Origin of the sequence: Herbaspirillum huttiense (assembly GCF_004367745.1) — a bacterium.
Lineage (GTDB): Bacteria > Pseudomonadota > Gammaproteobacteria > Burkholderiales > Burkholderiaceae_D > Herbaspirillum > Herbaspirillum huttiense.
On sequence record NZ_CP037993.1, the window covers coordinates 2,511,656 to 2,535,854 of the forward strand.

Here is a 24,199-nt window from a genome sequence, read left to right on the forward strand (position 1 = left end):
ATTCCATGCAGTCCATCAGCATTCTCGGTTCCACCGGCTCCATTGGCGTGTCCACGCTGGACGTGGTGGCCCGCCATCCCGACCGCTATCGCGTCTTTGCGCTGAGCGCCCATTCCCGTGTTGCCGAACTGGCCGAGCAATGCCAGCGTTTCCGTCCGCAAGTGGCTGTGGTCGGTTCCGCCGAAGCGGCCGCGCAGTTGCAAACCTTGTTGCGCGCAGCCGGGCTGTCCACTGAAGTGGCCTACGGTCCGCAAGCCTTGTGCGACATCGCATCGGCCGACGGCTGCGACATGGTCATGGCGGCCATCGTCGGTGCCGCCGGATTGGCTTCCACGCTGGCCGCCGCACGTGCCGGCAAGAAGATCCTGCTGGCCAACAAGGAGGCCCTGGTCATTTCCGGCCAGCTGCTGATGGATGCGGTGCAGGCACATGGTGCCAGCCTGCTGCCCATCGACAGCGAACACAATGCCATCTTCCAGTGCCTGCCCGACGGCTACACCCGTTCGATGACGGCGCATGGTGTCGAGAAAATCCTCCTGACGGCCTCGGGCGGTCCGTTCCTCCATCGGGATGTGAATACGCTGGATCGAGTCACCGTGGAAGAAGCCGTGGCCCATCCCAAGTGGGTGATGGGGCGCAAGATCTCGGTGGATTCCGCCACCATGATGAACAAGGGCCTGGAAGTCATCGAAGCGCACTGGCTCTTCGGCGCGCCGGCGGACAAGATCGAGGTGGTGATCCACCCGCAGAGCGTGATTCATTCCATGGTCTCGTATGCCGATGGCTCGGTGCTGGCGCAGTTGGGCAACCCCGACATGCGCACGCCCATTGCCAATGCGCTGGCCTATCCGGAGCGTATCGCCTCGGGCGTGGCAGCGCTGGATCTGGCGCAGATCGCGCAATTGTCCTTCTTGCCGCCTGACTATCAGCGCTTCCCCTGCCTGAAACTGGCGTATGATGCGCTGCGGGCCGGCGGTACGCTGGCGGCGATCCTCAACGCCGCCAACGAAGTCGCCGTGCAAGCCTTCCTCGATGGCCGCATCGGCTTCGGGAAGATCGCCCCCCTGATCCAAGAGGTCATGTCCGCCATCCCCAACCGGCAAGCCGATGACATCACGGCGCTGCTGGAGCAGGACCGGCAGGCGCGTGACCACGCCGAGGCCCTGATTTCACGATGAATCTGCTGCATACCCTGATCGCTTTCTTCGTTGCCCTGGGCACCCTGGTGGTGGTCCACGAGCTGGGGCATTACCTGGTGGCGCGCTGGTGCGGTGTGAAGGTATTGCGCTTCTCGGTCGGCATGGGTCGGGTGATCTGGTCGCGCCGCTTCGGCCGCGACCAGACCGAATGGGCGCTGTCGGTGCTGCCCTTGGGCGGCTATGTGAAGATGCTGGACGCGCGCGAACAGCCGCTGGAAGACATTCCGGAAGCCGATCTCAAGCGCGAATTCACCCGCCAATCCGTCTGGCGTCGCATCGCCATCGTGGCGGCCGGGCCGATCGCCAATTTCCTGCTGGCCATTCTCCTCTTTGCTGGTCTCTACATGCACGGCGTGCCGGAGCCGGTGCCCGTGCTGCGTGCAGCGACCGCGCAGACGGCCGCGTACCAGGCCGGCTTGCGCGCCGGTGACCGCATCACGGCCATCAATGGCGCGCCGGTGCAGGTCTGGTCCGAAGTACGCTGGAAACTGATGCAATTGGTGCTGGAAAAGGCCGATGCCCGCATCGACGTCGAACGTCCCAACCCCAATGGCAGCGGCAAGCTGCTCAACTCGGTCACGCTGCGTCTGGCCGGCATCGACAGCAATGAGCTGGAAGGCGACTTCCTCGCCAAGCTCGGCCTGTCGCTGGCACGTCCGCCTGCCGTGCTGGGCAAGATCATGGAGGGTCCGGCCAAGATGGCAGGACTGGAAAGCGGCGACCGCATCACCGCCATCGATGGGGTGCCGGTCCAGGATGGCCTGGCCTTCGTGGAAAAAGTGCGCGAATCCGCCGGCAAGCCGCTGCTGCTGCAGGGCGTGCGCGGCACTGCGCCGATCGAGGTGCGCGTCACGCCGGAGTCGGTGGAAGAGGGTGAAAGTGGCAAGCGCATCGGCCGCATCAAGGTCGAAGTGCCGCTGGCACCGGAGATGGCCACCGTCAGCGATGGCCCGTTGACGGCCGTGGCCAAGGGCGCGCAGCGCACCTGGGATACCAGCGTGATGACCATCAAGATGATCGGCAAGATGATCATCGGGCAGGTCTCGCTGAAGAACATTACCGGCCCCATCACCATCGCCGACTATGCCGGACAGACCGCCCGCGTGGGCCTGGTGAGCTACCTCAGCTTCCTGGCCTTCATCAGTATCAGCCTGGGAGTGATGAATCTGTTGCCAATCCCGGTTTTAGACGGCGGTCATTTGCTGTATTATGCGCTGGAGATTTTGACAGGGCGGCCCGTTTCCGAGCGGTTTGGGGAAATCGCGCAGCGCGCCGGCCTGGGATTACTGATGGCGCTGATGCTCGTTGCCGCTTTCAACGATATCGTGCGACTGATGTTCCAAGGATGAATCCGGCCTGATGCCGGCCCCGTCGAGCGAGCAAGATCGGCGGGGCGGCCAGAAAGACCGGATTTTTTACATTTGCCGGCCAACCCCGATGGCAGTTGTTAAGCAATTGGCAATGGATCAGGAATCCGTTTTCAATTGCTTACCAGCATCATGTCAGGCAGTGCCGCAGCGAAAAACTGTTGATGAACGATAGATGAAATTACACCCTGCGCAACATCCCATTCCGACTCTCTCCCGTCGCCTGATTGCCGCTGCCGCCTTTGCCCTGTGCTCCAGCCAGGCCATGGCCATCACGCCGTTCGTGGTCAAGGATATCCGCGTCGAAGGCATTCAGCGTACCGAAGCCGGCACCGTCTTCAGCTACCTGCCGGTGCGCGTGGGCGATACCTTCAACGATGAAAAGGCCACCGCCGCCATCAAGGCGTTGTACGCCACCGGATTCTTCCGTGACGTGCGCATCGAAGCCGAAGGCGACGTGCTGGTGGTGCAGGTGGTCGAACGCCCGGCCATTGCCAGCGTCGACTTCTCCGGCATCAAGGAATTCGACAAGGAACAGCTGACCAAGGCCCTCAAGGAAATCGGCGTCGCCGAGTCGCGGATCTTTGACCGCTCGCAGGTCGATCGCGCCGAACAGGAACTGAAGCGTCAGTATCTGTCGCGCGGCCTGTATGGTGCCAAGGTGTCGACTACCGTCACGCCGGTCGAGCGCAATCGCGTCGCCATTACCTTCGCCGTGGATGAAGGTGAAGTTTCGCGCATCAAGCAGATCAACTTCGTCGGCAACAAGGTGTTCTCCGACAGCACCCTGCGCGACCAGATCAAGCTGACCACCCCGGGCTGGTTCACCTGGTACACCAAGGCTGACCAGTATTCCAAGGAAAAACTGCAGGGTGACATCGAGACCCTGCGTTCCTATTACCTGGACCGCGGCTATCTGGAGATGCAGGTCGAATCGACCCAGGTGTCGATCACGCCCGACAAGAAAGACATCTACATCACGGTCAACATCAAGGAAGGCGAGAAGTACACCGTCTCCGACATCAAGCTGGAAGGCGAGATGTTCGGCATGGAGCCGGAACTGGCCAAGCTGGTGCAGCTCAAGAAGGGCGACGTCTATTCCGGCGCCAAGCTGACCGACAGCACCAAGAAGATCGGTGAGCGTCTGGGCAACTTCGGTTACGCCTTCGCCAACGTCAACGCCAACCCCAATGTGGACCGCGAGAAGAAGGAAGTTGCCTTCACCATCATGGTCGACCCGGGCAAGCGCGTCTACGTGCGTCACGTCAACATCGCCGGCAACACCAAGACCCGCGATGAGGTGATCCGCCGCGAATTCCGCCAGTTCGAGGATTCCTGGTACGACGGCGAGAAGATCAAGCTTTCGCGTGATCGCGTCGACCGTCTGGGCTACTTCAAGGAAGTGACCGTGGATACGCCTGAAGTGCCGGGCACCAGCGACCAGGTCGATGTGAACATGAAGGTCGAGGAAAAGCCGACCGGCAACATCATGGTCGGTGCTGGCTTCTCGCAGTCCGACAAGCTGAGCCTGACCGGCTCGATCTCGCAGGAAAACGCCTTCGGCAGCGGCAACACCGTCGGTATCGACATCAACACCAGCTCGCGCTACCGCACTATCTCGCTGTCGACCACCAATCCGTACTTCACGGATGACGGCATCAGCCGCACCTATGAAATCTACCTGCGCACGATTCGCCCGTCGGTCTATACGACAGGTGACTACAAGGTCAAGACCCTGGGCGGCAGCATCAAGTTTGGTGTGCCGTTCTCGGAGCTGGATCGCGTGTTCTTTGGTATTGGCGTGGAAAACACCAACGTCAGCACCGACAACACCAGCCCGACGCTGTATCGCCAGTACGTGCGCGATTTCGGTGGCGCAGGCGGCTCCGGTTGCGATGTGACCGATGTGACCTCGACCGCAACTTGCGGTATCGGCAGCGCCCGTACCACCAGCATCCCGCTGACCGTGGCATGGCAGCGTGACGGCCGTGACTCGGCCCTGGTGCCGACCACCGGCCGCTATCAGCGCGCCAACTTCGAGGTCTCCTATGTGGGCACCTTGAAGTACTACCGTGCCAGCTACCAGCAGCAGTACTTCCAACCGTTCTTCAGCAAGGCCGTGACTCTGGCGCTGAATGGCGAAGTCGACTACGGCCGCGGCCTGGGCAGCAAGCCGTACCCGGTGTTCAAGAACTACTACGCCGGCGGTATCGGCACCGTGCGCGGCTATGAAGCCTCCTCGCTGGGTAGCTTGAAGGACCAGTACGGCGACTCCATGGGCGGCGCCTCGCGTCTGTACGGCAATGCCGAACTGCAGTTCCCGTTCCCGGGCTCGGGCCAGGACCGCACATTGCGCTGGTTCACCTTCTTTGACGGCGGCAACGTCTTTGCCGACGGCCAGAACATCAAGTTGAACGACCTGCGCTATTCGGCCGGTGTCGGTATCAGCTGGGTGTCGCCGATTGGCCCGCTGAAGCTGAGCTTCGGCAAGCCATTGAACCTGAAGACGGGTGACAAGTCTCAAACCTTCCAGTTCCAACTGGGTACCGGCTTCTAAAGCGGTCATCATTGATTCGTAATACGGAGAGTAATCTTGAAGTTCATGACCAAATCGTTCCTGTCCCTGCAGACCATCGTGATGGCTGCCTGCCTGTTGAGCTTTGCCCCCGCCCACGCGCAGGAAAGCTCGAAAATCGCCTTCGTGAGCACCGAGCGCATCTTCCGCGAAGCGGCGCCTGCCAAGGCCGCACAAACCAAGCTGGAAGCCGAGTTCGCCAAGCGTGACCGTGACCTGCAAGACATGGCCGCGCGTCTGAAGGCCCAGTCCGACAAGCTGGACAAGGACGCCGCCGTGCTGTCGGATTCCGACCGCGCCAAGCGCCAGCGTGACCTGTCCGACCTGGACAAGGAATTCCAGCGCAAGCAGCGTGAATTCCGCGAAGACCTGAACCAGCGCCGCAACGAGGAACTGGCCGTGGTCCTGGAACGCACCAACAAGGTGATCCGCCAGATCGCCGAAGCCGAGAAGTACGACATCGTCTTCCAGGAAGCCGTCTACGCTTCCAAGCGCATCGACATCACCGACAAAGTCCTGAAGGAACTGGCCAAGTAATTGCCGCCTTCACCATGCGGGCGCCGGGCGGCAACGTCCTGCGCCCGCATGTCGCTTCAGGGGCTGCCTTCAGGGCGGCCTTTGTTCTACCGTAAGCCAAGCAACGCCTACCATTCGGAAAAGCCAAGATGAGTATTCGACTGCAGCAACTGGTCGAGCGCCTGGGCGGTCAGCTGAAGGGTGATGCGACCATCGCGGTCGATGGCATCGCACCACTGGATGCCGCCGGTGCCAGCCACATCACTTTCCTTTCCAATCCCAAGTTCCGTGCGCAAGCCGACCAGACCCAGGCGGCGGCGCTGATCCTGTCCGAGACGGACGACGCCCAGGTGCAGGGCTATGCCGGTGCCCGCATCGTCACCCGCAATCCCTACGCCTATTTCGCCCGCGCGGCCCAGCTGTTTCAGGCTCAGGCCGAAGTGCGCGCGCCTGCCGGCATCCATGCCAGCGCCGTGGTCGATCCATCGGCCCAGGTCGCGGCGGATGCGGTGATCGGCCCGCTGGTGGTGATCGAAGCCGGTGCCGTCATCGGTGCCCGCGCCCGTATTGACGCCGGCAGCTTCATCGGCCACCACGCCAAGGTCGGTGACGACACCCATTTCCACGCCCGTGCCACCCTGCATCACGCCTGCGAGATCGGGGCGCGCGGCATCGTCCATTCGGGTGCGGTGATCGGGGCCGATGGCTTCGGTTTCGCCAATGAAGCCGGGCAATGGATCAAAATTCCGCAAGTTGGCCGTGTCATGATCGGCGATGACGTCGAAATCGGTGCCAATACCACCATCGACCGCGGTGCCCTGGCCGATACCGTGATCGAGGAGGGCGTCAAGCTCGACAACCAGATCCAGATCGCCCACAACTGCCACATCGGCGCCCATACCGCCATTGCCGCCTGTGCCGGCATCGCCGGCAGCGCGAAAATCGGCAAATACTGCTCCATCGGCGGCGCGGCCATGATCCACGGCCACATCACCATCGTGGACAAGGTGCACGTCTCGGCCGGTACGCTGGCCTTGCGTTCCATCCTTGAGCCGGGTCAATACACCGGCTTCTATCCCATCACCGAACACCGCGACTGGGAAAAATCCGCTGCATTGGTGCGCAATCTGGGCACGATGCGTGAGAAAATCCGGGCGTTGGAAAAATCGCTTAAAACGTTGACACAAGAACAAGCAGGCCAAGCCCCGCTTTCAGAGAATCAAGAAGAGAATGAATAGCCTCGACATCAATCAAATCAAACAGTACCTGCCGCACCGTTACCCGCTGCTGCTGGTTGATCGCGTGCTGAACTGGGAGAGCGGCAAGACCATCACCGCGATCAAGAACGTGACCGTGAATGAAGAATTCTTCAACGGCCACTTCCCGCACAAGCCGGTGATGCCGGGCGTGCTGATGATCGAGGCGCTGGCCCAGACGGCGGCGCTGTTGTCCTTCCTGACCGAAGGCCGCAAGCCCGATGAAAACACCGTGGTCTACTTCGTCGGCATCGACAATGCCCGCTTCAAGCGTCCGGTGGAACCGGGCGACCAGCTGAAGATGGAAGTGGAAATCACCCGCCGTGCACGTGGCATCTGGAAATACCGTGCCGTGGCCACCGTGGACGGCCAGGTGGCTGTGGAAGGCGACCTCATGTGCACCATGCGCAGCGCCGCCGACGCCAGCCAGAGCGCCTGAGTCCAGGCCTGCCTGCAGGCTTGACGCATCAAGCCAGGCCCGGCGGTGATCGGCAAGATCGCGCCGGGCCTGATTCATTGTGCAGATTGCTTCATTGCAAGATGTGCAACAAGTGAACCCATCGAAGCACAGGACATGTCCAAGATCCATCCCAGCGCAGTGATTGCCCCCGGAGCGCAGATCGACGAATCGGTCGAGATCGGCGCGTATGCCGTCATCGGTCCTGACGTGCGCATCGGCGCGGGCACGCGCATCGGTCCCCATGTGGTGATCGAAGGCCACACCACCATTGGCCGTGACAACGAGATTTTCCAGTTCGCCTCCATCGGTGCCGCGCCGCAGGACAAGAAGTACGCGGGCGAACCGACCACCATGGAAATCGGCGACCGCAACACCATCCGCGAATTCGTTACCTTCAACCGGGGTACCGTGCAGGATGGCGGCGCGACCCGCATTGGCAACGACAACTGGATCATGGCCTACGTCCACCTGGCGCATGATTGCCAGCTGGGCAGCCACATCATCCTGGCCAACAATGCCACGCTGGCCGGTCACGTGCATTTGGGCGACCACGTATTCCTGGGCGGTTTCACCACCGTGCACCAGTTCTGCCATATCGGTGCCCATGCCATGACCGCCTTTACGGCGGCCGTGAGCCAGGACGTGCCACCCTTCGTGACGGCGGCAGGCAATCGCGCCGTGCCGGCCGGCATCAACAGCGAGGGCCTGAAGCGCCGTGGCTTCACCAGCGAGCAGATCATGGAGATCAAGCGCGCCTACAAGGTGATCTACCGTGCCGGCCTGCCGCTGGAAGAAGCCAAGCAGCAGCTGGCGGACATGGAGGCCAAGTCGGCCCACAGCGCCGAGCACATCCGCCTGCTGCGCGAATTCATCGAGGCTTCGGCCCGTGGCATCATCCGCTGACATCACGCGCCGTCAGTCGATCGCACTGGTGGCCGGCGAAAGCTCGGGCGACCTGCTGGGCAGCCGCCTGCTGGCCGGGGTGCGCGAGCGCCTGCCGGAAGTGCGCCTGCATGGCATTGGCGGCGAGCACATGATGGCTCAGGGGTTTAACAGCGACTGGCCGATGGACAAGCTGACGGTGCGGGGCCTGTTCGAGGTGATTCCGCGCTACCGCGAGATCAAGGGCATCCAGGAGTCGCTGCGCGACAAGCTGCTGGCGGACCGGCCTGATGTCTTCGTGGGCGTGGACTATCCCGGCTTCAACCTGGGCCTGGAAGAACAGCTCAAGAAGGCCGGCATTCCGACCATCCACTTCATCGGTCCGCAGATCTGGGCCTGGCGCGGCTGGCGCATCAAAAAGATCCAGCGCGCGGTGTCGCACATGCTGGTGATCTTTCCCTTCGAGGAAAACCTGTACCGCCAGGCGGGCGTCCCGGTGACCTACGTCGGCCATCCGCTGGCCGAAGTGATCCCGCTGCAGCCCGACACCGCAGGCGCACGCCAGCGCCTCGGACTGACCGGGCCGGGCAGGGTGGTGGCCATCCTGCCGGGCAGCCGCATGAGCGAACTGAAGCAGAATGGCGAAGGTTTCCTGGCGGCGGCACGGCTGTTGCGGCAGCGCGATCCTCAATTGCAGTTCGTCACGCCCATGGCGGGCGACCGGCAGATGGCCTTTTTTGAAGAGCAGATTCGCCAGGGCGGATATGAAGATCTTGGCATCAGCGTCATCCGTGGCCAGTCGCACAGTGCGATGGAAGCCTCGGATGCAGTGCTGGTGGCCTCGGGCACGGCCTCGCTGGAAGTGGCCTTGTACAAGAAGCCGATGGTGATCTCCTACAAGGTCAACTGGGCCTCGTACCAGATCATGCGGCACATGGCTTACCAGCCCTGGGTGGGCCTGCCCAATATCCTGGCGCGCGACTTCCTGGTGCCGGAACTGCTGCAGCACCAGGCTACGCCGCAGGCCCTGGCCGATGCCATGTGGCACCAGCTGGAAGACCATGCGCACCAGCAGCGGCTGGTGCGGCGCTTTGCCGACATGCACCAGTCCCTGCTGCGCGATACCAGCCGGGAGAGCGCCAACGCGGTCTGTGAAGTCATTGGCGCGCGCCGTCGTTGACGGACCGAAAGAAGGATCGCTGCGGCGATCCGTGTGAGAGTTTGATGAAGGAAATTGCTATGCCCAAGGCGGCCCCCCAGACCCTGGCTTTGTTTGACGACACCACCGGCGAGATCATCTGCGGCGTCGATGAGGCCGGCCGTGGTCCGCTGGCCGGTCCGGTGTTCGCTGCCGCCGTGATCCTCGATCCGGCGCGTCCGGTCAAGGGCCTGCGCGACTCCAAGAAGCTTTCCGAAGCCGCGCGCGACAGCCTGGCATTGGAGATCAAGGAATCGGCGCTGGCCTGGGCCATTGCCTCCTGCAACGAGCAGGAGATCGACGAACTCAACATCCTGCACGCCAGCATGCTGGCCATGCGCCGCGCGGTGGAGGCACTCTCGACGCTGCCCACGCTGGCCCTGATTGACGGCAACCGCTGCCCGGTCATGAGCATCCGCTCCGAAGCCATCGTCAAGGGAGACGACAAGGTGCCCGCCATCTCGGCCGCCTCCATCCTCGCCAAGACTGCGCGCGATGCGGCGCTGCTGGTCTTGCACGACACCTATCCGCATTACGGTTTCGACCGCCACAAGGGCTATCCGACCCCTCTGCACCTGGAAATGCTGCGCCTGCATGGCGTCTCGCCGGTGCATCGGCGCTCCTATGCGCCGGTCAGGGCCTTGCTGTCCGGCCAGACGGTGGTGATGGCGTGAGCGAGGCAGGCATGAAACTGATCACCTCCAAGGACAACCCGGTCTTCAAGGATTTGAAGCAACTGGCCACCAGCAGCCAGGCTCGCCGCCGCGCCGGCCAGAGCCTGCTGGATGGCGTGCACCTGGCGCAGGCCTGGCTGCAGCATCGCGGCGCGCCGCAGGTGTGCGTGGTGGCCGAGAGCGCCCAGTATCACCCGGAAGTAGCGCCCATCCTGGCGCAATGTGAAGCCTTGTACGCGCAATGCCTGGTGCTGGCCGACAAGCTGTATGACGCCATCAGCACCGTGGAGAACGGCGTGGGCCTGCTGTTGCTGGTGAGTACGCCCGAGCCGGTGGCCCCGGCGGCACTTAAGGAATCGGCGGTGCTGCTCGATGGTCTGCAGGATCCGGGCAATCTCGGCTCCATCCTGCGCAGCGCTGCCGCAGCCGGTGTGAAGCAAGTGTTCTGCTCGGCAGGTACCGCCGCCGCCTGGTCACCCAAGGTGCTGCGGGCCGGCATGGGCGCGCATTTCGTGCTGGACATCTTCGAGAATGCCGACCTGGTCGCCCTGTGCGCCGCCAGCCGCATCCCCTTGCTGGCTACCAGCTCGCACGCGGCCCAGACCATTTACGATTGCGACCTCTCCGGTCCGGTGGCCTGGCTGCTGGGGCATGAAGGGCAAGGCGTGTCGCCGGCCTTGCAGGATGCGGCCACCCATGAAGTGGTGATCCCGCACTTGGGCGAGATGGAATCGCTCAACGTGGCGGCGGCAGCGGCGGTCTGCCTTTTCGAACAACTGCGCCAGCGTACCGTCGGGCGCTGAGGGCGGCACGTATCATGGCGGCCTTTCCCCCCATCGATCTGGCCGCCATGGCCGATTACTTTCTCGGGGAATGGATCTTCAGCCGTACTATCTGGGAAGGCAGCGAAAGCCCGCAAGCTACGGCGTCAGGTGAACTAAGTTTCACTAGAGGCGAGACGCCGGGCCAGTTGGTCTACCGCGAGCAGGGCCAGCTGCGCATGACCAGCGCGCCCGGCAGGTTGATTCCGTTTTCCCGCGTCTTTGACTATCGCTTCGGCCCGGACCGCCTGTGCGTGCTGTTCGCTGACGGCGAGCGTGTCGGCCAGCCTTATCAGGACTATCTGTTGCGTGGACAGGAACTGATACCGGCCGCCGATCACCTGTGCGGCCCGGACTGCTATACCGCGGTGTATACAGCCCATGGTGAAGACTCCTTCACCATGGAAACCACCATCAACGGCCCGAAGAAGCGCACCCGCGTGCGCACTGAATTTTTACGCCGACAGTCGGTCAGCGCGTCTCCAGCTTGATCTCCTGCAGGATGGTGGCGGCGATTTCCTCGATGGACTTGGTGGTCGACGACATCCAGCGTATCCCTTCGCGGCGCATCATCTTCTCGGCCTCATTGATTTCATAGCGACAATTTTCCAGCGCGGCGTACTTGCTGCCGGGACGGCGTTCATTGCGCACTTCCGAGAGGCGTTCGGCGGCGATGGTGAGTCCAAAGATCTTCTTCTTGTGCAGTACCAGCCCGCTGGGCAGCTTTTCGCGTTCGAAGTCTTCCGGGATCAGCGGATAGTTGGCGCACTTGATGCCGAACTGCATGGCCAGGTACAGGCTGGTCGGGGTCTTGCCCGAGCGCGACACGCCCACCAGGATCACGTCGGCTTCCGAGAGGTTCTTGTTGGACTGGCCGTCATCGTGTGCCAGCGAGAAATTGATGGCCTCGATGCGGTTGCGATATTCCTCGGAATCGGTGGTGTTGTGGCTGCGGCCGATGGTGTGGGTGGACTTCATCTCCAGTTCCTGCTCCAGCGGCTCCACGAAGGTCTGGAACAGGTCCATGTGCATGGCCTTGGCGCGCCGGATCACCGAGGACAGTTCCGATTTCACCAGCGTAGAGAAGACGATGGGCAGCTTGCCATCCACCGCATAGGCTTCATTGATCTTGCGGGTGGCGTCGTGGGCCTTTTCCAGGGTATCGATGAAGGGCAGGCGGATCTGCTTGAAACGCAGCTCGAACTGGCTCAGCACCGAATGCCCGAAGGTCTCCGCAGTGATCCCGGTACCGTCGGAGACGAAGAACACGGTGCGGTTGGCGGCCACGACGGGGGAAGGGTGCGGGATCGGCATGGGGTCGAGCATTTAGTTGTCTTTTGGAAAATAGAAAAAGTATTGGGTGCTACGAACAAAAATGATTTCACGCGGTACAATGCTTGGCAACAATTTCGAGAAGCCCATCTTGATGATCGTCATGTCGCTGCGCAATTTGCCCGAATTCCTGATGATGTTTGCAATGGCAAACGTCCTCGGTGTGGCTGCGCGCCTGATGTTGTCCCTGGGCTGGTCCTCGAAGCCGCACCTGCTGCCGCAACCGTCGCAGAATAACAAAAATAAACCGACCCATGCCGCGCCCGCGAAGATTTCTTATCATCAAGCTAGGGGTTGTCATGTCCAACGCAGTAAACACCCAGGGGGCGGTATACGTAGCCTCCTTTGAAACTCTTCGCATGACGGACGTCGAGTCCGTCGGTGGCAAAAACGCATCGCTGGGAGAAATGATTTCCCAGTTGGCCGGCGCGGGTGTACGCGTGCCGGGCGGTTTCGCCACGACTGCGCAAGCTTTCCGTGATTTCCTGGAGCACAGCGCCGATGGCGGCCCGACCCTGGCCGCCCGCATTGCCCAGCGCCTCGAAGGCCTGGACATCGATGACGTGCGTTCGCTGGCGCAAGCCGGTGCCGAGATCCGTCAATGGATCATCGAGACCCCGTTCCAGCCCCGCCTGGACCAGGAAATCCGTGCCTTCTACGACAAGCTGGTGGCCGATTCGACCGCCGAGATGTCCTTCGCCGTGCGTTCCTCCGCCACCGCAGAAGACCTGCCTGACGCGTCCTTCGCCGGTCAGCAGGAAACCTTCCTGAATGTGGTCGGCATCGACAACGTACTCGAAGCCATGAAGCACGTCTTCGCCTCGCTCTACAACGACCGCGCGATCTCCTATCGCGTCCACAAGGGCTTCACGCACGCCGAAGTGGCCCTGTCGGCCGGCGTGCAGCGCATGGTCCGTTCGGACGTGGGCGCGGCGGGCGTGATGTTCACCATCGACACCGAATCCGGCTTCAAGGATGTGGTCTTCATCACCTCCAGCTATGGCCTGGGTGAAACCGTGGTGCAGGGCGCCGTCAACCCGGACGAATACTACGTCCACAAGCCGATGCTGGAACTGGGCAAGCAGCCGGTGATCCGCCGCAACCTGGGTTCCAAGCTGATCAAGATGGAATTCACCGGCGAAGCCAAGGCCGGCCGCTCGGTCAAGACCGTGGATGTGCCGGTGGAACTGCGCAACCGCTATTCCCTGACCGACGCGGAAGTGGTGGAACTGGCCAAGTACGCCACCATCATCGAGAAGCACTACCAGCGTCCGATGGACATCGAATGGGGCAAGGACGGCCGCGACGGCAAGCTCTATATCCTGCAGGCCCGTCCGGAAACGGTGAAGTCGCAGCAGAAGGCCACCGATGCGCAACAGCGCTTCAAGCTCAAGAGCTCGGGCACCGTGCTGGCCACCGGCCGTGCGATCGGCCAGAAGATCGGCGCCGGTCCGGTGCGCGTCATCAGCGATCCGGCTGAAATGGAACGCGTGCAGCCCGGCGACGTGCTGGTGGCCGACATGACCGACCCCAACTGGGAACCGGTCATGAAGCGTGCCTCGGCCATCGTCACCAACCGTGGCGGCCGTACCTGCCACGCCGCCATCATCGCCCGTGAACTGGGCGTGCCGGCCGTGGTCGGCTGCGGCGATGCCACCGAAGTGTTGAAGGATGGCACCCTGGTGACGGTCTCCTGCGCCGAAGGCGATGAAGGCAAGATCTATGATGGCCTGCTGGAAACCGAAGTGACCGAAGTGGCCCGTGGCGAACTGCCGCCGATCCCGCTGAAGGTGATGATGAACGTGGGCAACCCGCAGCTGGCCTTCGACTTCCAGTCGATCCCCAACGGCGGTGTCGGCCTGGCGCGTCTGGAATTCATCATCAACAACAACATCGGCGTGCACCCCAAGGCCATCCTGGAATACCCGAACATCGACGCCGACCTGAAGAAGGCCGTCGAATCGGTCGCCCGTGGCCACGCTTCGCCCAAGGCTTTCTACGTCGACAAGCTGGCTGAAGGCATCGCCACCATCGCGGCGGCCTTCTGGCCCAAGCCGGTGATCGTGCGCCTGTCGGACTTCAAGTCCAACGAGTACAAGAAGCTCATCGGCGGTTCGCGCTACGAGCCGGACGAAGAAAACCCGATGCTGGGCTTCCGTGGCGCCGCGCGTTACCTGGCCCACGACTTCGCCGAAGCCTTCCAGATGGAATGCCAGGCCATGAAGCGCGTGCGTGAAGACATGGGCCTGACCAACGTCGAGGTGATGGTGCCCTTCGTGCGTACCCTGGGCCAGGCCGAGAAGGTCATTGGTCTGCTGGGCAAGTATGGCCTGAAGCGTGGCGAGAACGGCCTGCGCGTCATCATGATGTGCGAAGTCCCGTCCAACGCCATTTTGGCCGAACAGTTCCTGGAGCACTTCGACGGCTTCTCCATCGGTTCCAACGACCTGACCCAGCTGACCCTGGGCCTGGACCGCGATTCCGGCATGGAACTGCTGGCCGCCGACTTCGACGAGCGCGATCCGGCCGTGCAGGCCTTGCTGACCAAGGTCATCGCTACCTGCCGCGAAAAGGGCAAGTACGTCGGTATTTGCGGCCAGGGTCCTTCGGACCATCCGGACTTCGCCGAATGGCTGATGGAGCAGGGCATCGAGTCCATCTCGCTGAATCCCGATACCGTCATCGACACCTGGCAGCAGCTGGCCAAGAAGTGATGAAGCAAGGAGTGGTGAAGCTTTAAGCGTCACTCACGACCAACTTCGAAAGAAGTGAAAGGCGCGGACAGAAATGTCCGCGCCTTTGTTTTATTTTCTCAAGCTGCAGTAGACTGCGGGTGTTTGCAGTTTTCTTCATGGGGATTCGACGATGACGGACTGGTCACTCTGGCTGGTGCTGGCCGGCGCGCTGTTAGGTGCAGAACTCTTCACAGGCACCTTTTACCTGCTCATGATCGCGCTGGGACTGGTGGCCGGCGCCATCGCCGCCTGGTGCGGCTTGATGCTGGAGTGGCAGTTGCTGGTGGCCGCCGTGGTCGGCGTGGCGGCGGTGCTCGGCCTGCGGCGCAGCCCGTATGGCCGGCTGCGCCGCGGCAGCGCCAACGATGATCCCAATCTCTTGCTCGATATCGGCCAGAGCGTCGAGGTCCCGGCCTGGCAGCTGCACGGCAACCAGTTTATGGCGCGCGTGCCTTATCGCGGTGCGCAGTGGGATGTCGAGCTGCTGCCCGGCCATCATGCCAGTCCCGGCAGCTTCGTCATCCGTGAAATCCGTGGCAGCCGCTTGCTGGTGGCGCCGCGCTGATCGGGTCTTCACTTCTTCCCCCTCTCGTTTTCAGGAGAATTTCATGCTGGGTAGCGTCACTCTGGTCATCTTCTTCCTCGCCATTGTCTTCGTCGTGCAGACGGTCAAGGTGGTCCCGCAGCAGCATGCCTGGGTGGTCGAGCGCCTGGGCAAATACCACGCCACGCTGGCCCCTGGCCTGAACATCGTGGTGCCCTTCATCGACCGTGTGGCCTACAAGCACATCCTCAAGGAGATCCCGCTGGACGTGCCGCCTCAGGTCTGCATCACCAAGGACAACACGCAATTGCAGGTCGACGGCATCCTGTACTTTCAGATCACCGACCCGATGCGCGCGTCCTACGGCTCCTCCAACTACATCGCGGCGATCACCCAGCTGGCGCAGACCACGCTGCGCTCTGTGATCGGCAAGATGGAACTGGACAAGACCTTCGAGGAACGCGACCACATCAACACCGCCATCGTCAGCGCCATCGATGAATCGGCCGAGAACTGGGGCGTGAAGGTGCTGCGCTATGAAATCAAGGATCTGACCCCGCCCAAGGAAATCCTGCACGCCATGCAGGCCCAGATCACCGCCGAGCGCGAAAAGCGTGCCCTGATCGCTGCCTCCGAGGGTCGCAAGCAGGAACAGATCAACATCGCCACTGGTGAGCGCGAAGCCGCGATTGCCCGCTCCGAAGGCGAGAAGCAGGCCTCCATCAACCGTGCCGAAGGCCAGGCTGCGGCCATCCTCGCCATCGCCGAAGCCAGCGCCGAAGCGATCCGCAAGACGGCTGCCGCCATCGAGCAGCCGGGTGGTTCGGATGCGGTCAACCTGAAGGTCGCCGAGCAGTATGTCGATGCCTTCGGCAAGCTGGCCAAGACCAATAACTCCATCATCGTGCCGGCCAATCTGGGGGACATGAGCGGGCTCATCGCCTCGGCCCTGCAAGTCGTCAAGCAGCAGAAGTAAGCCATGCGTCCACGTTTTACGTCCGTTTTTGCATGCAAACCGCTGGCTGTGCTGATGGCGGTAGGGCTGATGCTCGCTTCCGTTTCCGTGCTGGCGCAGGAAAGCCCCGACATGACCGCCGTGGCCGAACGCGTCGACCAGCAGATGAAGCAATTGCTCGGTCAATATCCCGTGCCCGGTGCCAGCATCGCCATCGCCTATCAGGGGAGGCTGGTGTATCAGCGTGGCTATGGCATGGCGGTGACCGAATCGAATACGCCGGTCACGCCGCTGACGCGTTTTCGGATCGGCAGCGTTTCCAAGCCGGTCACGGCGGTGGCGGTGCTGAAGCTGTTCGAGAAGGAATTGCCGCAGGTACTGGATCGTCCCGTGTTCGGTCCGGAAGGATTGCTGCCGGACGCCGCCTATCCGGACTTTGCCCAGCCTCTGGACCAGCGCGTCCTGAAGATCACCTTGCGCGAGCTGTTGCAGCACACCAGCGGCTGGGGTGGCAGCGACTACGATCCGCAATACGATCTGGTCAACATCGCCAAGGCGCGCCAGGTAGCCGCACCGGCCTCGGCGCGCGACGTGATCGCCTACGTGCTCAAGCAGCGCCTGCTGGATGCGGCTCCGGGAACGGAATTCTTCTACAGCAATTTTGCCTACAACGTGCTGGGACGCCTGGTGGAGCAGAAGTCCGGCATGTCCTATGAAGAGGCGGTGCAGGCACTGGTCTTCAAGCCTGCTGCGGTTGGGGATGCCGCCATCGCGGGTGACCGCCGCATCGAGCGTGCGGCCAACGAGACCGTCTATTACGACGATCCACGCTGGCCCGCTGTGGCCGATCGCGATGGCAGTGGCGCCACCGGTCCGGAATCCTATTCGGCCCTGCATTTCAAGGCCATGGATGCCACTGCGGGCTGGATCGCCACGGCGGCCGACCTGGTGCGCTTTGCCGATGCGGCGCAAGGGCGCGGCGCTCCCGCCTTGCTGCAACCGCAGACGCTGGCGCTGATGAAGCAGCGCAATCCCGCCCAGGCCGAGAACAACTATGGCCTGGGCTGGGTGGTGACGCGCAGCAGTGGGGTGGAGATCCTCTCCCACAGCGGCGCACTCACCACTGGCACCTACGCCTACCTGCAATCGCGCGCCGATGGCTGGACCTGGGCGGTGCTGATGAACCGCCTTCCGATTCCTTATCCGCCGGAGCAGGGCGTGAGCGAGTTGCAGGCCTTCCAGGTGGCGGTGCAGCGCGGGTTGATGAATGCCATCGTCAATCCGGCCACGGTGCCTTCTGCTGCACAATAATTCATACAGCAAACGCCCATTGAAAAGCCCCGCCCGGCGTGAAACCGGACGGGGCTTGGTCTTGGTGCATATCGTTCATATCGTGCCTGTCGCCCGTGAGGCGGCGCTCAGATCTCGGCAGTGTCTCCGCGTGCCGGCTCATCGGCCATGAAGGGCAGGGTGATGTCCACCCGCAAGCCACCGTCGCTGCGATTGGCGGCGCGGATGAAGCCTTGGTGCGCTTCCACGATGCGCCGTGCAATCGAGAGCCCCAGTCCGTGGCCGGCGCTGTTGCTCTTGGTGCGGCTGCTGCGGAAGAACAGCTCGAAGATGCTGTCCATTTCTTCTTCCGGCACACCCGGTCCGCGATCCAGGATGGACAGGTGCAGCAGCTTGTTGACCTCGTCGATCTCGGCCACGAATTGCACGGCCGTCTCGGGTGCCGTGTGCTTGATGGCATTGCGCAGCACGTTCTCGATGGCGCGATAAAGCAATTCCGGATTGCCCTTGACCTGCACCCGGCAATCGATGCGGCTTTCCACCCGCTTGCCCAGTGCCTCGGCCTCGAAGCTGGCGTCACTGGTCATGTCGGCCAGCATGGCCTGGATGGCGATGGCTTCTTCCATCGAACCGGGCACGTTGGCTTCCAGCCGCGACAGGGTCAGCAATTCGCCGACCAGCTTGTCCATGCGCACGCTTTCGCGTTCGATGCGTTCCAGAGTCAGTTCCAGCTTGTCCTTGTCCTGCACGCGTGCCAGGCCGATGGCCATCTGCAGGCGCGCAATCGGCGAGCGCAGCTCGTGCGAGACATCGTGCAGCAGGCGGCGCTGGCTTTCCATCAGGGTACGCAACTTGGCCGTCATGGCGTCGAAGTCGCGTCCCAGGTCGGCCAGTTCATCGTTGCGCGCGCTCATGACCGGTTCCAGCGCCTGGTCCAGATTGCCGTTGGCGGCCTGGTTGAAGGCATTCTTGAGGTGCCGGATCGGATGCGAGAAATACCAGGCCAGCAGCAACGCAAACACCAGACTGGCCACCAGCGCCACGGCAATCGGCATGGTCGGGAAGAACAGTGGCTTGGGTCCGCCCCTGTCCTTCATGTAACGCGGCTCGCGGCCCGGCATGCCGCCCGGGGGCGGGCCGAACTCGTCGTTGGGCGTGGGAATGAACATCAGGTAGCTGTGGCCGTTGGCGGCCTTGACCAGTTCCACCACCCGGCGATCGCGTTCGGTGGCCAGCACGCGGCGCGCCTGTTCCACCAGATGCGGCGAGACTTCGCGGCCCATCAGGTCCTGGTTGTCTTCATCCACGGCATACAGCTGCAGGCGATGCGGGCGCCCCTCGTTGATCAGGCTGCGCAAGGCTTCCGGGCCGCCGAACTGCAGGGTGGCGGCGGCCGCGCGGATCATGAAGGAGGCCGGTGGACTGAGGTCGATCTCCGAATTGCGGTTGCTGCGTTCCAGGTTCTCGATCCAGAACAGCACGCCCACGCCGAAGGTGGCGGTGATCTGGGCGATCGCAATGAAGAAGAAGAACTTCCAGAAAAGCCGGCCCACTTTATTCCTTGATGAACTGGTAGCCCAGGCGGTAGACGGTCTGGATGCAGCTCTTGTCGCTGCCCAGTGCGGCGATCTTCTGGCGGATGCTGGAGAGGTGGACGTCGATGTTGCGGTCGAAGCGCGCCAGCGGACGGCCCAGGCCTTGCTCCGACAGGGTCTGCTTGCTGACCGGCTTGCCGGCATTGCGGGCCAGCACTTCAAGCAGGTTGAATTCGCTGCTGGTCAGTTCCAGCGGACGGCCGTTCCAGGTGGCACGGCGCTGTTCCGGCCACATCGACAGGGCCCCCACGGCCAGCGGCGAATAGGGCGCCTGCTCGCTGCTCTCGGCCGAGGCGCGACGCAGGATGGCACGGATGCGGGCAGCGATCTCGCGCGGCGTGCAGGGCTTGGGGACGTAGTCGTCGGCACCGAGTTCCAGACCGATGATGCGGTCGGTGTCATCGCCCTTGGCGGTCAGCATCACGACCGGCATGTTGCTCTTGGCGCGAATGCGGCGCAGGGTGTCGACGCCGTTCAGGCGCGGCATCATCACGTCCAGCACGGCGATGGCGTACTGGCCGGTGAGCGCCTCGGCAGCACCGGCTTCACCGTCATGGGCGACGTTGACTTCAAATTTTTCCTGCTCAAGGTATTCCTTGAGCATCTCGACGAGCTCCACGTCATCGTCGATCAAAAGCACTTTAGACATTGCTGCATTCCATTCTCGAATTGCCCTGCCTTCAGGCCGCAGGGCGTCGGCAGCCCGTAATATGCCGTAAAAGGTTTTGCAGAAGTGTTTCAGGCCTTCTTTACAATTGCATCTTTACATTCATTTACCGCGGCCGGCCGCTGCCTGCCAAAGTACGAGAACTCGCATTTTTCTTGCTTTCCATTCATCAGTGCCTGACGGCAACCCGCACCGGGCCTGGCTGGGGCGCGGAGGGCGGACGAGCTCGCTTAACAAGACTTTACTCGGCTTTACGCGGCAGGCATCAACTTAACACGTCTTGATGACCGATACTTTTGGCATGTACAAGGGAGCGATGCATGGGGCATCGCGCACAATAAAAGGAGTCCGTCATGGCCATCAGCAGCGTGTCGTCCAGCAATTTCAGTCTTGCCGATCTGTCGGCGTTGTCCGGAACCAGCGGTTTTTCTACCAGCGCCACGCCGCGCATGGATGCGCCGCCACCGCCGCCGCCGCGTGGTGACAAGGGCGGGGGCCTCATCGGGGCGCTCAAGGATATCCTGTCCGCGCTGGGCGTCGATCTCGACAGCTCGGCCACCAGCGCCACTTCGGTCACGTCGGCGACCACCACTTCCTCCAGCAGCAGCATCTCGTCGGCCAACGTCGATTCCAAGCTCGATGCCTTCCTGCAGGAATTGATGGCGGCTCTGAAGGGTCAGAACAATCCGCCGCCGGGACCGCCCGCGGCCGGCTCCACGTCTTCCTCGGACAGCAGCACCAGCAGCGTATCGGCCACCAGCGATACCAGCAGCACGAGCAGCAGCACCAGTTCGACCAGTACCGACACCACCGCACGCGCCTACACGCCGGGCGGCCGTCCGCCGCCACCGGGAGGAGGGCTGGAGGCTGATCTCCAGAGCCTCATTTCCAGCCTCTCCGGCAGCAGCAGCGGCACTGATGCAGGCTCAGGAGACGGCACCGTTTCCTCGCTGGAAAGTGCATTCAGCAACCTCCTCAGTTCCTTGGGCGCGTCGTCATCCACGACCTCGCTCTCGAGCTTCCTGCAAAGCCTGCAGAGCAAGCTGGCCGCAGGAAAGACCACCGGCAACCTGATCGACACCACCGCGTGACGGGAAGGGCCGTGCCCGGGCCGGCAGCCATGCTAAGCTGCCGGCCATGAATGCTCCCGACCCCGCCACCCTGGCTGGCATCATGGGCCTGATGTGCGAGGCCATCGCCCTGCGCGGTGCAGGCCAGCCTGCCGCCGCCCTGGCCGCTCTCGATCAGGCCCTGCGACTCGATGCCGGCTTCCTGCCCGTGCTCATGCAGCGTGCCAGCCTGTTGCAGGAAACCGGCGATCTTCCTGCTGCGGCCGCTGCCTACCAAGCCTGCCTCGATCTGCTGCCCGATTACGACGAAGCCCGTGTGGCGCATCGTGCCGTCTTGCTGCAATGGGTCGATGCGCTCCAAGCGCGGCTGCTGCAGGAGGGCGCAAGGCCTGTCGATCAGCGGGTGTTGCTGGCGCGCTTGTACCACCAGCTGGACCGACCCCATGCGGCCTTGTCCGCCATCGAACCTGCCCTCCCGCTACCCGCGCTGGAGGACCAGGCCCTGCATGCCGATATCCTGCTGCGGCTGAATCGCCATGAAGAAGCCTTGCGCTGCTATCCCGACGACGCGGCCGAGGATGAGGCGCGCGCCCTGATCGCCTTCAATCGGGCCGACATCCTGCGTCGCATGGGCCGGATCGAGGCGGCTCAAGCCGGATATGAAGAAGCCTTACGCTGGCATGCCGACTTTCCGCAAGCCCAGGTGGGGCGTGCGCATATGTTGCTCACGCGCGGGGACTTCGCCGAAGGTTGGCGCGAACATGAAGCGCGCTTCCGGATTCCGGAATTGGCCCGGCGCGCCATCACCACGCCCAGTCCGTGCTGGCAGCACGGCGAGTCGCTCAGTGGCAAACACATCCTGCTGTGGTCTGAACAAGGGCAGGGCGATTGTCTGCAATTTGCTCGCTATCTCCCGCTGGTGGCAGCGCAGGCGGCACAGGTCACCCTGTGTGCCCCGGCGGGCTTGCTGGCAGTGCTCGCGCCGTCCTTTGCGCAGGTTCGCTGCGTGGCGCATGTCAGTGAAGTTGGTCCGCATGATTGTCAGGCTTCCTTGCTCAGTCTTCCGTATTTGCTGGATCTGCCGCATCCGAGCCAGGCTCCGTCTGCGCCCTACCTGAAGGTGGATCCGATCCGCCTTCAGCAATGGCAGCAGCGTCTCGCCGAGACAGCGGCGACTTCACCGCGCCGTCCGCGCATCGGCCTGGCCTGGGCCGGTCGCCAGTACGCCACGCCGCACCCCAGCCGCGATGTGCCGCTGGCGGAGTGGCTGCCCTTGTTTGAACTGCCTGTGCAGGTGGTCAGCCTGCAAGTCGAGATCCCGCTGGCCGATCAGCACATGCATCAGGAGCTGTCTGGCCGGCTCCGCACCTTCCCGCTGGCGGACTGGGCCGATTCGGCAGCGCTGGCCTGCGCGCTGGACCTGGTCATCAGCGTCGATACCGCCGTGGTGCACCTGGCCGGCGCGTTAGGCTTGCCGTGCTTCCTGCCGCAGCGGCTGGAAGGCGAGTGGCGCTGGGGTGTGCAGGGCGAGCAGACTGCCTGGTATCCCTCGGTGAGGCTGTTCCGCCAGCAGCAGCGGGGGCAGTGGGACAGTGTGGTCGAAGAGATCGTGGCCGCTTGCCGAGAACGCTTTGCCGCGTGGAGCTGAGCGCGTTGCAAGCGGACATGAAAACGGCTGCACAAGGCAGCCGTGGTCGCAGTCAGGGAGAGGCAGGAAGGGATCAGCGGCGATGCTGCTTCATCGCCGTCTGGATTTCGCGCTGGGTGTCGCGCTGCTTTTCGGTCTCGCGCTTGTCGTGCTGCTTCTTGCCCTTGGCCAGGCCGATGTCGCATTTGACGCGGCCTTTGCTGTAGTGCAGGTTCAGCGGCACCAGCGTGTAGCCGGAGCGTTCCACCTTGCCGATCAGCTTGCTGATCTCGGCGGCATTCAGGAGCAGCTTGCGGGTGCGGGTGGTCTCCGGATGCACGTGCGTGGAGGTGCTGGTCAGCGCACTGATGTGGCAGCCGAACAGGTAAACCTCGCCATTGCGCACGATCACGTAGGCTTCCTTGAGTTGCACGCGGCCGGCGCGGATCGATTTGACTTCCCAACCTTGCAAGACGAGGCCTGCTTCGAATCGCTCTTCGATGAAGTAATCGAAAAAGGCCTTTTTGTTATCAATAATGCTCATCTAAATAAAAATTCGTCTCGTCGGTTAAAATTGTGCCTTTGCGATTTTATCAAACGGATCACCCTCGATGGCAGTCGTACACAAAACCGTCCTGATCAACTATAGCGCGGAGCAGATGTTCAACCTGGTCGACAAGGTTGAGGATTACCCTGAATTCCTGCCCTGGTGTGGCGGTGTCGAGGTTTCCGAGCGTAGTGATGACAGCCTCACGGCCAAGATCAAGATCAATTATCACGGCCTCAAGCAATCCTTCAGTACCCAGAACACCAACGTGCGCCCGACCAGCATGACCATGCGCCTGGTGGAAGGCCCGTTCAAGCATTTCGAAGGCCGCTGGACCTTCAAGCCGCTGCGCGAGGATGCCTGCAAGATCGAATTCGACATGGAATATGAATTTTCCAGCCGCATCCTGGAAGGGGTGATCGGGCCGGTCTTCAGCATGATCGCCAACAGCTTCGTCGATTCCTTCTGCAAACGCGCCGAACAGATATATGGCTGAAGAGGCCTTTTTGCAAGTGCAGCTCTGCTACGCCGCGCCCGGCCTGCAGATCTTGCAGGACCTGCAGGTAGCCCGCGGCAGTACCATCCAGCAGGCTATTCTGGACAGCGGCCTGCTGCGCGAGCAGCCGGCCATCGACCTGTCGGTGTGCAAGGTCGGCATCTTCGGCAAGATCAAGACGCTCGACACGGTGCTGCGCACACGCGACCGCATCGAGATCTACCGGCCGCTGATTGCGGACCCCAAGCAGTCGCGCCGCCGCCGTGCCGCGCACCGGGAGCAAGCGGACCGCCCTTGAGCGGCGCTGCTGCCCGGCCCCGCATCCCAGCCTTCCGGCATTTTTACGACGCCCGGAGGGAGAAACGCAAGTAGAGCAAGACGCGCGTTCAGCTT

General features: G+C 62.6%; 24 protein-coding genes. 20 read left to right on the forward strand and 4 right to left on the reverse strand.

Going from position 1 to position 24,199, the window contains the following annotated elements:
- Nucleotides 1-5: 5 nt before the first annotated feature.
- The 11 genes from ispC (at nt 6) to E2K99_RS11450 (ending at nt 11,439) form a co-directional block, all read left to right on the forward strand.
- Nucleotides 6-1,178, forward strand: coding sequence for a 1-deoxy-D-xylulose-5-phosphate reductoisomerase (ispC, locus tag E2K99_RS11400; RefSeq protein ID WP_134222268.1), 1,173 nt, complete (start codon nt 6-8; stop codon nt 1,176-1,178).
- Nucleotides 1,175-2,548, forward strand: a complete 1,374-nt coding sequence (gene rseP, locus E2K99_RS11405) for an RIP metalloprotease RseP (protein ID WP_134222269.1) — start codon at nt 1,175-1,177, stop codon at nt 2,546-2,548. Before ispC ends, rseP begins: the two co-directional genes overlap by 4 nt.
- Before the next feature lie 193 nt (nt 2,549-2,741).
- On the forward strand, nt 2,742-5,123 hold the full coding sequence (gene bamA / locus E2K99_RS11410; RefSeq protein ID WP_134222270.1) for an outer membrane protein assembly factor BamA: 2,382 nt from the start codon (nt 2,742-2,744) through the stop codon (nt 5,121-5,123).
- A 45-nt stretch (nt 5,124-5,168) separates the two neighbouring features.
- Nucleotides 5,169-5,678 carry an OmpH/Skp family outer membrane protein gene (locus E2K99_RS11415; protein ID WP_227022628.1) on the forward strand — a complete coding sequence of 170 codons (510 nt, stop codon included), beginning with the start codon at nt 5,169-5,171 and terminating at the stop codon, nt 5,676-5,678.
- 128 nt (nt 5,679-5,806) lie between these two features.
- Nucleotides 5,807-6,895: a UDP-3-O-(3-hydroxymyristoyl)glucosamine N-acyltransferase gene (gene lpxD, locus E2K99_RS11420; protein ID WP_039788270.1), complete on the forward strand. Its 1,089-nt coding sequence runs from the start codon at nt 5,807-5,809 to the stop codon at nt 6,893-6,895.
- Entirely contained in the window at nt 6,888-7,352 is a 465-nt protein-coding gene (gene fabZ / locus E2K99_RS11425) for a 3-hydroxyacyl-ACP dehydratase FabZ (protein WP_006462531.1), read from the forward strand. Before lpxD ends, fabZ begins: the two co-directional genes overlap by 8 nt.
- A gap of 135 nt (nt 7,353-7,487) precedes the next feature.
- The gene (lpxA, locus tag E2K99_RS11430) at nt 7,488-8,276 is read left to right on the forward strand and encodes an acyl-ACP--UDP-N-acetylglucosamine O-acyltransferase (protein WP_121039994.1); all 789 of its coding nucleotides are present in this window, start codon (nt 7,488-7,490) and stop codon (nt 8,274-8,276) included.
- Nucleotides 8,260-9,435, forward strand: coding sequence for a lipid-A-disaccharide synthase (gene lpxB, locus E2K99_RS11435; RefSeq protein WP_134222271.1), 1,176 nt, complete (start codon nt 8,260-8,262; stop codon nt 9,433-9,435). The genes lpxA and lpxB overlap by 17 nt, the downstream gene beginning before the upstream one ends.
- Nucleotides 9,436-9,494: 59 nt before the next feature.
- Nucleotides 9,495-10,127 carry a ribonuclease HII gene (rnhB, locus tag E2K99_RS11440; protein ID WP_134222272.1) on the forward strand — a complete coding sequence of 211 codons (633 nt, stop codon included), beginning with the start codon at nt 9,495-9,497 and terminating at the stop codon, nt 10,125-10,127.
- An 11-nt stretch (nt 10,128-10,138) separates the two neighbouring features.
- Nucleotides 10,139-10,930 (forward strand): TrmH family RNA methyltransferase, encoded by a 792-nt coding sequence (locus E2K99_RS11445; protein ID WP_134222273.1) that lies wholly within the window; start codon nt 10,139-10,141, stop codon nt 10,928-10,930.
- 14 nt (nt 10,931-10,944) lie between these two features.
- Nucleotides 10,945-11,439, forward strand: a complete 495-nt coding sequence (locus E2K99_RS11450; protein ID WP_134222274.1) for a DUF6314 family protein — start codon at nt 10,945-10,947, stop codon at nt 11,437-11,439.
- Here E2K99_RS11450 and ppsR read toward each other — a convergent pair.
- A complete protein-coding gene (ppsR, locus tag E2K99_RS11455) occupies nt 11,420-12,274 on the reverse strand; it encodes a posphoenolpyruvate synthetase regulatory kinase/phosphorylase PpsR (RefSeq protein WP_039788257.1) in 855 nt (284 codons plus the stop codon). The two genes, E2K99_RS11450 and ppsR, sit on opposite strands and share 20 nt — an antisense overlap.
- A 49-nt stretch (nt 12,275-12,323) precedes the next feature.
- On the opposite strand from ppsR, the gene E2K99_RS11460 reads away from it, so the two are divergent.
- The 5 genes from E2K99_RS11460 to E2K99_RS11480 all read left to right on the forward strand — a co-directional run bounded on the left by E2K99_RS11460 (nt 12,324) and on the right by E2K99_RS11480 (nt 17,825).
- Nucleotides 12,324-12,629: a hypothetical protein gene (locus tag E2K99_RS11460; protein ID WP_134222275.1), complete on the forward strand. Its 306-nt coding sequence runs from the start codon at nt 12,324-12,326 to the stop codon at nt 12,627-12,629.
- Nucleotides 12,630-12,639: 10 nt separating this feature from the next.
- Complete coding sequence (gene ppsA / locus E2K99_RS11465; protein WP_240733890.1) at nt 12,640-14,994, forward strand: phosphoenolpyruvate synthase; 2,355 nt, start codon at nt 12,640-12,642, stop codon at nt 14,992-14,994.
- A 151-nt stretch (nt 14,995-15,145) separates the two neighbouring features.
- Complete coding sequence (locus tag E2K99_RS11470; protein WP_134222276.1) at nt 15,146-15,580, forward strand: NfeD family protein; 435 nt, start codon at nt 15,146-15,148, stop codon at nt 15,578-15,580.
- Nucleotides 15,581-15,623: 43 nt separating this feature from the next.
- Nucleotides 15,624-16,535, forward strand: a complete 912-nt coding sequence (locus tag E2K99_RS11475) for an SPFH domain-containing protein (protein WP_134222277.1) — start codon at nt 15,624-15,626, stop codon at nt 16,533-16,535.
- Nucleotides 16,536-16,604: 69 nt separating this feature from the next.
- Nucleotides 16,605-17,825: a serine hydrolase domain-containing protein gene (locus E2K99_RS11480; protein ID WP_240733891.1), complete on the forward strand. Its 1,221-nt coding sequence runs from the start codon at nt 16,605-16,607 to the stop codon at nt 17,823-17,825.
- A 107-nt stretch (nt 17,826-17,932) separates the two neighbouring features.
- Here the strand turns inward: E2K99_RS11480 and E2K99_RS11485 are convergent, their stop codons facing one another.
- Both E2K99_RS11485 and E2K99_RS11490 read right to left on the reverse strand, forming a co-directional pair.
- Complete coding sequence (locus E2K99_RS11485; protein WP_134222279.1) at nt 17,933-19,357, reverse strand: ATP-binding protein; 1,425 nt, start codon at nt 19,355-19,357, stop codon at nt 17,933-17,935.
- Nucleotide 19,358: 1 nt separating this feature from the next.
- A complete protein-coding gene (locus E2K99_RS11490) occupies nt 19,359-20,048 on the reverse strand; it encodes a response regulator transcription factor (protein ID WP_039788247.1) in 690 nt (229 codons plus the stop codon).
- 371 nt (nt 20,049-20,419) lie between these two features.
- Here E2K99_RS11490 and E2K99_RS11495 point away from each other — a divergent pair, with 371 nt between their 5' ends.
- Nucleotides 20,420-21,157 (forward strand): hypothetical protein, encoded by a 738-nt coding sequence (locus E2K99_RS11495; protein ID WP_134222280.1) that lies wholly within the window; start codon nt 20,420-20,422, stop codon nt 21,155-21,157.
- 46 nt (nt 21,158-21,203) lie between these two features.
- Nucleotides 21,204-22,784, forward strand: a complete 1,581-nt coding sequence (locus E2K99_RS11500) for a tetratricopeptide repeat-containing glycosyltransferase family protein (RefSeq protein ID WP_134222281.1) — start codon at nt 21,204-21,206, stop codon at nt 22,782-22,784.
- 73 nt (nt 22,785-22,857) lie between these two features.
- Here the strand turns inward: E2K99_RS11500 and smpB are convergent, their stop codons facing one another.
- A complete protein-coding gene (gene smpB, locus E2K99_RS11505) occupies nt 22,858-23,307 on the reverse strand; it encodes an SsrA-binding protein SmpB (protein WP_088753876.1) in 450 nt (149 codons plus the stop codon).
- 67 nt (nt 23,308-23,374) lie between these two features.
- Here smpB and E2K99_RS11510 point away from each other — a divergent pair, with 67 nt between their 5' ends.
- Both E2K99_RS11510 and E2K99_RS11515 read left to right on the forward strand, forming a co-directional pair.
- A complete protein-coding gene (locus E2K99_RS11510) occupies nt 23,375-23,806 on the forward strand; it encodes a type II toxin-antitoxin system RatA family toxin (RefSeq protein ID WP_034336959.1) in 432 nt (143 codons plus the stop codon).
- Nucleotides 23,799-24,104 (forward strand): RnfH family protein, encoded by a 306-nt coding sequence (locus E2K99_RS11515; protein WP_134222282.1) that lies wholly within the window; start codon nt 23,799-23,801, stop codon nt 24,102-24,104. The genes E2K99_RS11510 and E2K99_RS11515 overlap by 8 nt, the downstream gene beginning before the upstream one ends.
- Nucleotides 24,105-24,199 lie beyond the last annotated feature (95 nt).